The sequence below is a fragment of the Paenibacillus turpanensis genome, assembly GCF_011421635.1.
Classification (GTDB): Bacteria; Bacillota; Bacilli; order Paenibacillales; family YIM-B00363; genus Paenibacillus_AK; species Paenibacillus_AK turpanensis.
In genome coordinates this window covers 1-14,654 of the sequence record NZ_WTLI01000025.1, presented here as the reverse complement: position 1 = coordinate 14,654, position 14,654 = coordinate 1, and the positions used below count along the sequence as shown (strand labels likewise).

Below are 14,654 nucleotides of genomic sequence, written 5' to 3'. Positions count from 1 at the left end.
GAGGAAATTGACTTGGTCCAAAAGCAGATTCAAAAAATATCGCCGCTTTCTCCCATGCAGCAGGGCATGCTGTTTCACTCCTTGCTTGACGGGGACTCAAATGCGTACTTCGAGCAGCTGACCTTGACCTTGGAAGGTGAGGTTTCAAAGGAGGCTCTGGAGGACAGCTTTAAGGTTCTCATCGACCGCCATGAAATTCTTCGTACCTTGTTTATCCATGAAGGGATGGAAGAAATGGTTCAAGTGGTCGTTGACCGTTTCGAGTTCCATGTGCACTACGTGGATTTATCCGATCTTGATGTCTTGGATTGCGAGCAGCGGGTCAACGCATATTTAGAATCAGACCGGGAGAGAGGGTTTGAGGTTTCGAAGGAACTGCTCATGCGAGTCGCCTTATTTCAGACTGGACCGAGGAAATATCAAATCGTGTGGAGCCATCACCATCTCATCATGGATGGCTGGTCCTTCGGTATTCTTCTTCACGAGCTGTTGCAAATTTATATGGCCAAGCGGCAGGGACGTAAGCCTAGCCTGACGCCGGTATATCCGTTTAGCGATTTTGTGGGCTGGCTGCAGGAGCAGGATCTCGGGCAAGCCTTACATTATTGGAAGCAGTATGTTGAGGGCTACGATAAAATCGCTTCTTTTCCAAAAAAGAAGACAGCCGTTGATTCACAAGTGTACGCCAAGAGTGACCTTTCCATAGAAATTCCTGCTGACATCCTGCAAAAGCTCGAAACGATTGCGAAAACGAACCACGTTACGCTCAATACGCTGCTTCAATCCGTTTGGGCTCTGCTTTTGCAAAAATATAACCACACCGATGATGTTATATTTGGTTCGGTCGTATCGGGACGCAACGCAAAAATTTCGGGCATTGAGCAGATCGTTGGAATGTTCATTAATACGATTCCGGTCCGGGCGAAGCGTCGTAAAGAGGAGCGTTTCCTAGAATGGGTCCGCCGCTTCCAGCAAGCGGAAGTGGAATCGAAGGAATACGATTACGTTCCTTTGTACGAAATTCAAGCAGGTAGTGAGCTCAAAAACCGGCTCCTTGACCATATTCTTGTCTTTGAAAATTATCCGCTGCCTGAAGAAATTCATGCGTTTGCCGGAAGCGGGGAGCTTGGGTTTACTTTTACCCGGATCGATCACTTTGATCAAACGAACTACGATTTGAATGTGACGTTTATGCCGATGCACGGATTAAAGCTTGTATTCAGCTATAATTCGAATGTTTATGATCCGGAGTTAATCGAACAAATCAGCCGCAGCTTCGCGAATATGCTGGCGGATATTGCGGCAAGGCCGGATGTGAGTGTGGGTGAGATTGGGCTCTTGTCGGCGGAAGAGAAGGATCGAATGCTGCTGGAGCTGTGCAGTCACGCAGTACCATTCCCTGAAGACAAGCTGATCTACGAGCTGATCGAAGATCAAGCTGCGCGGAAACCGGACCATATCGCTTTGGTGTATGGCCAGGATCGGTTGACCTACGCGGAGCTGAATGGACGGGCTAACGTATTTGCCCGCAAGCTGCTTGAGGGCGGTGTCCGTGCGGATGAGCCGGTTGCGGTGCTGCTTGACCGGGGGCTAGAGATGGTCGTCGCCGTACTCGGAATATGGAAGGCCGGCGCGGCGTACGTTCCCATCGATGCCAGTTATCCTGCCGAGCGGCAGCAGCTTTTGCTTCAGGATTGCGGGGCAGCTTGGCTGGTGACAAGCCGTGAGCTCGCTGCTTCCGGGCCGGTGCTTCAGCATGAGCATGTGCTGTTTACAGATGAAGCCCGGGGGATGTCCACGGCAAATCCGGAGCAGCGTATCGCCGGGATCGAGAATCTTGCGTATATCATTTACACCTCGGGCACTACCGGCACGCCGAAGGGGGTTCAGGTCACGCATCGCAGTCTGTTGAATGCCGTTCATGCATGGAGACAAGAGTACCGTCTCGACCAATTTCCGGTGAGCCTGCTGCAAATGGCCAGCTTTTCTTTTGACGTGTTTGCGGGGGATCTCGCCCGGGCATTGCCTAACGGCGGGACGATGGTCATTTGCCCGAGCGATGTAAGGCTTGATCCGGAAGCGTTAGCGGATTTGATCGAGGAGCACAACATTACGCTGCTGGAATCGACTCCTGCGCTGCTCGTACCGCTTATGGATTACGTGTACGAGGAAAAGCGCGAGCTGATCTCGCTGCAGCTGCTTATTCTCGGCTCGGATGTTTGCGCGGTCCGAGATTTTCAGCGATTGCAGGAGCGCTTCGGAGGCCGGATGCGGGTCGTGAACAGCTACGGCGTAACGGAGGCGTGTATTGACAGCTGCTATTATGAGGCGGATGATCGGGCGGATTGGTCGGCTCTGTCGAACCTTCCGGTCGGCCGCCCACTGCCGAATATGCGAATGTATGTGCTGGATGAGCATCGTAATCTCGTTCCAGCCGGGGTGATCGGTGAAGTGTATATCGGCGGTGCCGGCGTGGCGAAAGGGTATGTGAACAGGCCGGACTTGACGGCTGAACGGTTTGTTCCCAATCCCTTCGCGAGCGGGGAGACACTATACCGCACTGGGGATCTGGGCCGCTGGCTGGCGGATGGAAACCTTGAATTTATCGGGAGAACGGATTTTCAAGTCAAAATTCGCGGATACCGCATCGAAATCGGGGAAATCGAAAGCGTCATGCTTACCTGCGACGGTGTAAAAGAAGCGGTTGTCGCTGCGAGGAAAGACGAGTATGGGATGGCGTACCTTTGCGGGTATTATACCGGCGATCAGGCGGCAACGGATCAGTCGGTGCTGGATGAGCTGCAAGCACGGCTGCCATCCTTCATGGTTCCAGCCGTCCTGACAAAGCTGGAAAAGCTGCCGCTGACATCGAACGGAAAGGTGGACCGCAAGGGTCTGCCAGACATAAGACCATCTGGAATTACGGGGGCATACGTGGAGCCGCGTTCGGATGTGGAGGAGCAGCTGGCGCAAATTTGGATGGAAACGCTGGGGATAAAGAAGGTCGGCGTATACGATGATTTCTTTGCCATCGGAGGGCATTCCCTGACCGCAACAGCGATCATTGGAAAGATTCATAAGCGTCTGCAGGTGAAGGTGCCTGTCCCGGTATTTTTTGCTTGCTCAACGATTGATAAGCTGGCGCAGTGGATGGTTTCCGAAGGCGGGCTGTCGCCATACGAAACGATTCCACAAGCAGCGCATCAGGATGTATATCCGCTTTCTTCCGCGCAGAAGCGCATGTTTTTCTTAAATCAGCTTGAGGCTCGCCAGCCCGTTTACAATATGACCGGAGCGTTTCGGTTAACAGGAAACGTAAATGTGCAGCGCCTGGAGTGGGTCTGGAACCAGCTCGTTAAGAGGCACGAATCGCTAAGGACCTCCTTTGGCTGGGAAAACGGCGTCCCGGTTCAGCGGATCCATGAGCATCCTATGCTTGCGGTTACGGTGGAAAAGGTATCACCGGAAACAGTCGACGCTTGGTGCGCGGACTTCGTACAACCTTTCCAGCTGAGCGAATGCCCGCTGCTTCGTGTCGGGATTGCTCACTGGGGGGCGGTTCAATATGCGATGGTCGTTGATATCCATCATATTATCGCGGACGGGGTATCTCTTGATTTATTAATTGAAGAGTTAATGAGCTTGTATCAAGGGGAGCCGCTTGCCGAGCAAACGCTGCAATATAAAGACTTTGCGGTGTGGCAGCAGAGTCGGAGCGGGGCGAAGTCCTATCAGAAGCATGAGGCGTATTGGCTCGACGTATTCCAAGGGGAGCTGCCAACGCTTGACCTGCCTCTGGATCATCAGAGAAGTTCCGTTCCAACGTTTGAAGGCGGGCTTCTGACCACAAGTGTGGAACCAGCGCTGATCAAGAAGCTGCACCGGATAAGCCGGGAAGCAAGCTCCACCTTATATGCGACCCTGCTGTCCGCTTACGCCGCACTGCTTCATCATTATACCGGGCAAAACGATATCGTCATCGGGTCTCCGGTTGCCGGAAGATCACACCCGGATTTGCGGTCGATGGTGGGTATGTTTGTCAATACACTGCCGATCCGCTGTGATATCAAACGTGAAGAACGGTTTCAAGAGCTGCTTGTAAGAGTAAGAGATACGCTGCTCCATGCTTATGAGCATCAAGATTATCCCTTGGAGGAGCTGGTCGCGAAGCTTAATCTGATACGCGATCCGAGCCGCAATCCGCTGTTTGATACGGTATTTGTACTGCAAAATACCGAGAACACGGTACTCCGGCTGGAGGATGTTACGATCGAGCCTTACGAGCTGGGACGAGTATGGGCCAAGTTTGATCTCACGATTGAGGCCATTGAAACAGGAGATTCCCTCCTCTTGAATTTTGAATACAATGCAGGGCTGTTTCACGAGGATACGGTACAAAGGCTGGCGGAGCAGTATGTCCGTATTTTACAGCAGATTGCCGAGCTTCCGGAAACGACGATACGTCATCTGACTCTGTTGTCCGCGGAGGAAAAGGAGTTACTGACTGTCGGCTATGCTTACGTGGAGCACGAGGGAGCCATGAGTAGGGCGGATGCAACGGTGGCGCAGCTTTTCGAAATGCAGGTCGAACGCAGGCCAGAGGGCACCGCGTTAGTGTATGGCGACCGTTCCATGACATATGGGGAGCTGAACGCTGCGGCCAACCGGCTGGCTGCGGGATTACGTGAACTCGGGGTTGGTCCCGATCAAACGGTGGCCGTCATGACCGATCCTTCCCCGGAAATGTTCGTCGGTATGCTGGCTGTGTTGAAAGCCGGAGGGGCGTTTATACCGATTGATCCCGCCTACCCTGAGCAGCGCATTCAATATATTTTACAGCAGAGCGGAACACGGATTTGCCTGACACAGGCCCACCTAAGTTTGCCGGAGGCGCAGATCGAGCGGATCGATATGAAGGTGGAGTGTGCCTCGGACTTGAACGCGGACGCGGACGTGGACGTGGATCTGGACCTGAACGCAACGGGCGGATGTGTAAACCTGCCGCCGTGCAATACTGCAGACGACGCGGCCTATGTCATTTATACCTCGGGATCTACCGGGGCACCAAAAGGCGTCGTCATCGAGCATCGCTCGCTGATCAATTTATGCGACTGGCATATCGCAGAATATGAAGTCACGGAGCGGGATCGGGCGGCAAAATATGCGGCCTTCGGATTTGACGCGTCGGTGTGGGAAGTATTCCCTTACTTGCTCTGCGGCGCATCCATCGTCGTCATTGACCCGGAAATTCGCTTGGATCTCGTTAAGCTGCAGCGGTATTTCCAAGAGCAGCAGATTACGATTGCATTTTTACCGACACATGTTTGCGAGCAGTTTATGGATTACCCGGTTGACAGCCTGCGGATATTGCTGACAGGCGGGGACCGCTTAAAGATATGGAAGAAGACGCCTTACCGGATATACAACAACTATGGGCCAACCGAAAATACGGTCGTTACGACATTTTGTCTGATTGACCGTGAGTATGACCAAATTCCGATCGGAAAACCGCTTTATAACACCAGGCTCTATGTGCTGAATGCGGATCTGCAAATGGTTCCGATCGGCGCCGTCGGTGAATTGTGCATTTCCGGGGTCGGACTAGCCCGTGGGTATCTAAACAGCCCTGAGCTGACGCAAGAAAAATTTATCGATAATCCTTATATTTCCGGAGAACGCTTGTACCGGACAGGCGATCTTGTGCGAATCGCGGCTGACGGAAATCTCGTGTTTATGAGCAGGGCCGATCATCAGGTGAAAATTCGCGGATACCGTATCGAATTGGGTGAGATTGAGGCGGCTCTGGCGAAGCAGCCGTTGATCCGCGAAGCCGTTGTGATTGACGTTGAGGACAGCCGTAAGCAGAGACATCTCGCTGCGTACGTATTAGCGGACACGAGTATTGACACAGAGGAAGTGAAAGCGGCGCTCTCCCAAAGCCTGCCTTCCTATATGGTGCCTTCGGTTATTGTACAGCTGGATGCGATACCGCTTACCCCGAACGGAAAGGTGGACCGCAAATCGCTGCCGCAGCCAACTTTGCGCGACCGTTCGGAGGAGTCGTTTGCCGCCCCTGAATCACCGATGGAACAAGAGCTCGCGCAAATTTGGGAGGAAGTGCTTGGGTTGGAGCAGCCGGTCAGCATTCATGACGATTTCTTCGCTATTGGCGGAAATTCCATTCAAAGCATACAGGTGGTGAACCGGCTGTATCAGCGGGGGTACCAATTGGATATGAAACATTTCTTCCAGTATCCGAGTATCGCCGAAATGAGCCGTTACGTAACGCAAGCGGAAGCCGGAGCAGCAGCGGTCTCTACAGGTGTAGAGGGCGGAGCCTCAAATGCAGCCGAGTCGGACAAGGCGCTTTCCGAGGTTGCTGCTGACAGCGAGGTCAGTACCGAGGATCTGGACGAAATTCTTAAAATTTTTAAATAGAAAGGAATATCCCGATGGATGCACCGAACGCAAAAATCAAACATGTTTATCCGCTTGCTCCTATGCAGGAAGGCATGCTGGTTTCCGCCATTTACGACGATTCCAGTGCTTATTTGCAGCAGAAGGTCATCACGCTGACCGGACAAGTTCAAGTCGAAATACTCGAGCGCAGCTTCCGCATGCTGGTTGCGAGACATGATATTCTGCGGACCAGCTTTGTCTATGAGAAAATCCAAAAGCCGATGCAGGTCGTGCTTCAGGATCGGGCCGTCAGCTTAAGATATGAAGATCTAAGTATGCTCTCTAAAGAGGAGCAGAACCATGTTCTCGACCGCTTGATTGAAGGGGACAAAGCAAAGGGCTTTCATTTGACGAAGGACGAGCTGATTCGTCTTGCCGTTTACAAATGCAGTGAAGACTCTTATAAAGTGATCTTCACCTTTCATCACATTTTGATGGACGGCTGGTGCATTGGAATCATCGCAAGAGAGCTGTTTCAAATTTACGATGCCCTGCAAAAAGGAATGGAGCCAGCATTACCGCCTGTTTTCCCGTATCGGAGCTATGTGGAATGGCTCGGAAAACAGGACAAAGCGGCGGCCGCCGCGTTCTGGTCCTCTTATCTAAACGGATACTCCTCCCATGCCTCGCTTCCTAAGAAAAAAGGAGAGGAGCAGGCAGCTTTTACAGATTACATGTTTCAATTCAGCTTGGAAGAAACGGTGTTTCTGCAGGAGCTTGCCCGAAAAAACAAGGTTACGCTTAATACAGTTGTGCAAACGCTGTGGGGCGTACTGCTGCAGCAGTATAACGATTGCGGCGACGTCGTGTACGGCTCGGTTGTGTCCGGACGACCGCCGCAGCTGCCCGGCATTGAAGACGCCGTTGGGCTGTTTATTAATACGGTGCCGGTACGCATTCGCATCGGCGGGGACGAGACCACGTTCGGGGCGCTGCTGCGGCAGGTGCATGAAGCGTCGATCGCGGCGAAGCCCTACGAGTACTCCCCTTTATACGAGGTACAGTCGTTTTCCGAGCTGAAGCAAAGCTTGATTGACCACATTCTCGTCTTTGAAAATTTTCCGCTTCGTGAAGAGCTCGAATCGTTGTCGCTGGGCTTGGATCTAGGGTTTAAGGCGACGTCGATCGAAGAATTCGACCTTACGGAGTATGATTTGACGGTCATTGTGTATCCGAACGAGAGGTTAACCGTTCAGTTTAGCTACAATTCCAGCGTATACAGTGACCAAATGATCGAGATGGTGCCGCAGCATTTGTGCAGCTTAGTTCAGGCGCTGCAGAACAATGCAGAAATTGTACTTGCGCAAGTGGAGCTTGTTACAGAGCTGGAAAAGCAGCTGTATTTATCGCAGCGCGAGCTGGCTGTAGATTATCCGCGTGATCAAACGATTCACCGGATCTTTGAAGAGCAGGCGGCAAAAACGCCGGATCATGCGGCCGTCAAGCACGGTGACTGTGTCATGACCTATGCGGAGCTAAACGGCAAAGCGAATCAGCTGGCTCGTTTGCTGGAGCGCCACGGAGTGGGCCCGGATACGGTTGTAGGCATTTTTATGAATCGGTCCATCGAGCTGATTGTCGGGATTTTAGGGATTTTGAAAGCGGGCGGGGCGTACCTTCCGATCGATCCGATCTATCCGCGCGACCGGATTCAATTCATGCTGGAAGACAGCGGCGCCGCGATTTTAGTTACCGAGAAAGAGTTAGCTGAGGAATTGGGTTTCGCCGGTACGGTGATCGATTATTACGAAGAGGGATGGGGGGAAGAGAGCGTGGAGAACGCTCTGTCTTCCGCCAGCGGTCCAACCGATTTAGCGTATATCATTTACACGTCCGGCACGACGGGGCGTCCGAAAGGAACCTTAATCGAGCATCGCAATGTCGTACGGCTGCTTTTTAATGACGCACCGCTGTTTGACTTTAACAGCTCCGATACCTGGACGATGTTCCATTCGGTTTGCTTCGATTTCTCCGTATGGGAAATGTACGGCGCACTGCTTTACGGGGGCCGGTTACTCATCGTGCCGAAGCTCACTGCGCAGCATCCAGCGGAATACTTGCAGCTGTTAAAAGCAGAACGGGTAACCGTGCTGAATCAGACGCCGACCGCGTTCTACGCGTTAATGAACGAAGAGCTGCAAAGCGCTTCGGCTTCGCGCGATTTGACGATTCGTTATGTGATCTTCGGAGGCGAGTCGCTGCAGCCGGGAAGCTTACTTGGCTGGAGACAAAAATACCCGGAAACGAAGCTCATCAACATGTATGGGATCACGGAGACGACCGTGCACGTGACCTACAAGGAAATCACCGATACGGACATTCGTCTCGGAGTCAGCAATATCGGAAAGCCGATTCCTACGTTAACGAGTTATGTGTTTAACCGGCATCAAAAGCTTTCCCCCATTGGCGTTGTAGGTGAGCTTTACGTCGGGGGCGAAGGGGTGGCAAGAGGTTATTTAAACCGCGAGGAATTGACGAGGGAGCGATTTATTGCAAATCCATACCTCCCCTCGGAGAGACTGTACCGGTCCGGCGACTTAGTCCGAATGCTTCCATCCGGCGAGATGGAGTATTTAGGCCGAATGGATCATCAAATTAAAATCCGCGGCTTCCGTATTGAGCTTGGCGAGATTGAAGCTGCGCTGCTGCGTCATTCATCGGTAAGAGAAGCGGTAGCTCTTGTGCGCAAGGACCGGTCTGGGGATGACTACATTTGTGCTTATGTCGTGCTTATCGATGGCGCAGAAGCCGATATTGATTATCGCGAGCATTTGTCCGGCGCTCTGCCGGATTATATGATCCCGAGCGCTTTCGTCCACCTTGAAGAAATGCCAATGACGTCGAACGGAAAAGTCGATCGCAGTAAGCTCCCGGTACCGACCTTTGAGTCAGGAAATCAGGAGCGGGTCGCTCCGATCCATCCGGTGGAGGAAAAGCTGTGCGAGATTTGGACGGAAATTTTGGGCCGAGATGATTTCGGTGTAACCCATAACTTTTTTGAGCTGGGCGGTCATTCCTTAAAGGCCACCATGCTGATCAGCCGCATTCAAAAGGAATGGGACGTTAAGGTTCCGTTGAAACAGGTGTTCCTGACACCGACGATTCGGGAGCTCTCGTCTTTTGTGATTGGGGCAGATCATGTTGAAAATGACGCCAAGCTGGAACTGACGCCTGCCGCTCCGCAGGATTATTATCCGCTCTCTCCGGCGCAGGAAAGATTATACCTGCTGTCCCAGATCGAAGGATCACAGGTCAGCTACAACCTTCCGGAAGTACTTCGGCTGCAGGGGAATGTTGAATCGAACCGGATTGAAGCGGCGCTGCGGAAGCTCGTCGAGCGTCATGAATCCCTTCGCACCTCGTTCCATCTCGTCGAAGGAGCTCCGGTACAAAAGATTCATGATTCGTTCGAGTTCCAATTGGAACGGCTTGACATCAACTCGAATGGTTTGGAAGATGCCATTCAGGCGTTTATCCGTCCGTTTGATTTGTCGTCCGCGCCGCTCATTCGCGCCGGGTATGCCCGAACTTCAAATGAAGAAATCATTCTAATAATTGATGTTCATCATATCGTTGCGGATGGCGTATCCACTGAAATTTTGACGGCTGAGTTTGTGGCTATTCTCGAGGGTACGCCACTACCGGACGTATCCATTCAATATAAGGATTTTGCCGTATGGCATCAGCAGCGTGAAGCAGCCGGACTTCTGGAGCCGCAGAAGCAGTACTGGCGCGAGCAGCTCTCCGGGCCGATTCCGGTAACCAATCTACAGACCGATTATCCAAGACCGCCGGCAAAAACCTATAACGGTGATCTTGTAGAGTTTGAGATCAGCCCAGAGCTGACGAATCGCTTGTATGATCTCGCCCAACAGTATGGCGCCACCCTGTATATGGTGCTGCTTTCCGCTTTTCAAATGGTCATTTCAAAATACTCCGCACAGGAGGATGTTATTGTAGGCACTCCTTCGGCAGGCCGAAACGAGCTGCAGCTGGAGAATACGGTTGGCATGTTCGTCAATACCTTAGCGCTGCGGGTGTACCCCGAAGGCGTACTAACGTATGCCGATTTCCTTCAACAGGTTCAAGACACCACCGTAAAAGCCTTCCAGCACCAAGACTACCCCTACGAGCAGCTGCTTCTAGAGCTGGATATCCCACGGGATCTCAGCCGCAACCCGTTGTTTGACGCATTTTTTACACTGCAAAATTTTGTGCAGCACGAACAACACTCCACAGCGTTTCACATCGAGAGTATTCCTTTTCCACACCGGACATCCAAGTTTGATATCACCTTCGGCCTCATTGAAAAGAATGGGCGGCTGGAAGGATATGCCGAATATTGTACTGCTTTATTCCGCAAGGATACGATTCAGCGCATGGTCGAGCATTATAAGAATGTGCTGGCAGTCATTACAGAGCGGCCGGACACGCAGCTACAAGAGATCCGTTTGATGGGAGAAGCCGAGTACCAGCTGGTCACATCCGCTTGGAACGATACGTATTACGCCTACGACCGCACCCAGCTCATTCATTATCAATTTGAGCAGAGGGCCCGACTGCATCCGAATCTTACCGCTGTTCATGCGGGCGGAGAGCAGCTGTCTTATGGAGAGCTGAATGCGCGGGCGAATCAGCTGGCAGCAATGCTTCGTCAAAGTGGTGTAAGGCCCAACGAGACGGTCGGAATTCTCATGGACCGGAGCTTCGACATGGTGCTTTCGATCATGTCGATTCTGAAAGCAGGCGGAGCGTACCTTCCGCTTTCTCCGGATTTTCCGGCTGATCGGATCGAGTACATGATTGAGGACAGCGGCACATCCATTGTGCTCACGCAAGCACGATATGAACGGCTGGTGGACGCTCCCGGCTGCAAATGGGTCAATGTTGAAGGATTGACGTTTCACGAAGAGAGTGGCATGGACCTGCTTCCGGTGAACACACCTGATAATTTGGCCTACGTCATTTATACATCCGGATCGACGGGCCGACCGAAGGGAGTCATGATCGAGCACGGTTCGCTGGTTAATCGCTTGAATTGGCTGCAGCGCCAATATCCGATTGATGAGCAGGATGTTATTTTGCAGAAAACCCCTTACACCTTCGATGTATCCGTATGGGAGCTGTTATGGTGGTCGTTTACTGGAGCAAGTGTATGCATGCTCGAGAAGGGCGCGGAGAAATCGCCGGCGGACATTGTAAAGGCGATTGAAGCACACGGAATCACGGTGATGCACTTTGTGCCATCGATGCTTAACCTGTTCCTCGACTACCTTCAGCATTCTGGGGAGAGTGCAGATTTCCGTTCTTTACGGCAGGTGTTCGCAAGCGGCGAGGCGCTGCAGACGCATCATGTTCATCGTTTCCATAAGCTGCTGACCGAACGCTCAGGTGTCGCTTTAACGAATTTGTACGGCCCGACGGAGGCGACGATCGATGTCAGCTATTTCGATTGTATCCCGGGGCAAATGCCGGATGGCACAGTGCCGATCGGCAGGCCGATCGACAATCACAGGCTGTACATTATGGACAGCGGCTTGAACGTGCAGCCGATCGGTCTTCCGGGCGAGCTCGTTATCGCAGGCGACGGTGTTGCAAGAGGTTACATCAACAAACCGGAATTGCAAGCAGAAAAGTTTATCGAGCACCCGCTTGAGCCGGGGCAGCTGATGTACCGCACGGGAGATTTGTGCAGATGGCTGCCGGACGGCAATATCGAATATTTGGGACGCATCGATTTCCAGGTCAAAATTCGCGGAAACCGGATCGACCCGGCGGAGATCGAAGAAGTGCTGCTCACGTATGACGCGGTTCAAGAGACGGTTGTGGTAGCGATGGCGGACGACAAAGGGGATCAAAACCTTTGCGCGTACTATGTGGCGGAGGAAGAAATCCCGGCTGGAACGCTTCGTCAGTATTTGGGGCAAAGCCTGCCGGATTATATGCTTCCGACGTTCTTTACCCGTTTGGATCGCATGCCTCTTTCTGCGAATGGAAAGCTGGACCGAAAGCAGCTGCCGAAGCCGCAAGCGGCGGAACATAAGGATCGATACGAGCCGCCGGCTAACGAGGTCGAGAACGTGCTGGCTGCTCTATGGGAGGACGTTCTTGGCATCGATGGAATCGGTGTGCAGACGAATTTCTTTGATATCGGAGGCCATTCGTTAAAAGCAGCCGCTTTGATTACGCGAATTCATAAGGCGTTTCAGGTAAACATGCCTCTGCGAGAGTTCTTCCAGCGGGTGACGATCCAGGAGCAGGCCGAATACATTTCCAGCTTGACTTCCGGAGAAGAAATGAAAGTATGGACAAGCATCCAGCCGCAGGAAAAACAGGATCGGTACATCGTCTCTTCCGAGCAAAAGCGTATGCTGATTTTAAACGAGCTGGATAAGTCTTCGACAACATATCATCTTCCGGCGGTGCTTGAGGTTGTCGGTACGCTTGAGCTTACACGCCTTGAGCAAGCGTTTCAGCGGTTGCTAGCGCGGCACGAAGTGCTGCGGACTTCCTTTGTCATGGAAGAAGGGGAGCCGTTCCAAATCGTGCACGAGACGGTGCCGTTTGGGATCGAAGGGTTTGACGCATCGGCCGAACGATTGGAAGCTGAGCTCGAACGGTTCGTGCGGCCTTTTGACTTAGCGACTGCGCCTCTTATGCGGATCGGCTTGGTCAGGGTAAACGACGGAAGAACACTGCTGCTGTTCGATATGCATCACATTATTTCGGACGGCGTAACGCTGACGATCCTTTGTGAAGAGCTTATGGAGCTTTATGCAGGGAAGGAGCTTCCGGAGCGCCGGATCCATTACAAGGATTTCGCGTACTGGCAGCAGGCAGCTGAGCAGCATGAGGACCGGCAGCGCCAAAAGGCATATTGGCTGAGAGAGTATTCCGGGGAGCTTCCTCTGCTTCAGCTGCCTACCGACTTCCCGAGACCGGCGCAGCTGGATTTCTCCGGCAAACAGCTGACATTCCATATGGAGCAGGAGCTGCTGTCACGGTCCAATGAGCTTGCCAAACGTATCAACGGCACACTCTATATGGTACTGCTGGCGGCTTTCAAAACCGTGCTTCATAAATATACCGCGCAGGAGGATCTCATTGTCGGAACCCCTGTGGCCGGACGCAGGCATACGGATCTTTCCGATATGCCGGGCATGTTCATTAATACCTTGGCGCTGCGGAGCCGGCCTGCGCCGGATAAAACGTTTATCGACTATTTACACGAAGTGAAAGAGATGACGCTGCACGCGCTGGAGAATCAGGATTATGCCTTTGAGGATTTGGTCGAGGCGCTGCAGGTGCCACGGGATTTGGGGCGCAACCCGCTCTTTGATGTGATGTTTGTGCTGCAAAATACGGGAGACCGCAGGCTGGAGCAGGAGGGGCTGTCGCTTGTTCCGCAGCAGTGGAGCGGGTCGACCTCCAAGTTTGATCTAACCTTTGAAGCTACGGAGTTCGAAACAGGGCTTCAAGTGATTATGGAGTATGCGACGTCTCTGTTTAAGCAAGAGAGCATCGAGCGGCTGTTCCGGCATTACACACATATCTTGTCCCAGGTGACAGAGAATCCGGAGCTGCGCATGTCGGAAATCGAGACGGCCACGCCGGAGGAACGTCGCAAGCTCGTGTGGGAAGTGAATGCGACGGAACGGGATTACAACCGTTCGCTTCGCATTCATGAGCCGTTCGAAGCGCAGGCCGAACGCTTTCCTGAGCGGGTTGCCCTGTGCATGGACGGGCAGGAGCTCACGTATGGCGAGCTGAACCGCCGCGCCAATCAGGTGGCGCACTACTTGCTGCAGCAGGGCGTTGTGCCGGGCACGTTTATCGGCATCATGATGGACCGCGGCTTCGACATGATCGCCGGTGTGCTCGGCATTTTGAAGTNGGAGCAAATCTTCGGCTCGATGAAGGTGCCGCTTGTGCTGACGCAGTCGAAGCATGCCGAGAAGCTTCATGCGCTGGAGGGTTTGCTGCCGGAGCCAGGGCTCGCTCGCGGGGTCTTGCTCGACGAGCCGGGACTGCTGTCCGGCTGCGACGAGGCGAATCCTGGTGCGCTCGAAGGCACAGCGGCGGACCAGCCGGCTTACGCGATCTTCACTTCGGGCTCCACCGGGGTACCGAAGGGTGTGATCGTACGCCATCAGCCGGTGATGAACCTGATCGAGTGGGCGGAGCGCATGTTCGGC

2 protein-coding genes are annotated in these 14,654 nt (G+C 53.0%); both read left to right on the top strand.

What is annotated here, in order from left to right:
• Positions 1 to 12: 12 nt before the first annotated feature.
• Positions 13 to 6,438, top strand: a complete 6,426-nt coding sequence (locus GQS10_RS19685; RefSeq protein WP_166245430.1) for a non-ribosomal peptide synthetase — start codon at positions 13 to 15, stop codon at positions 6,436 to 6,438.
• A gap of 14 nt (positions 6,439 to 6,452) precedes the next feature.
• On the top strand, positions 6,453 to 14,654 hold an 8,202-nt coding region (locus GQS10_RS19680), incomplete at its 3' end, for an amino acid adenylation domain-containing protein (RefSeq protein ID WP_166245428.1).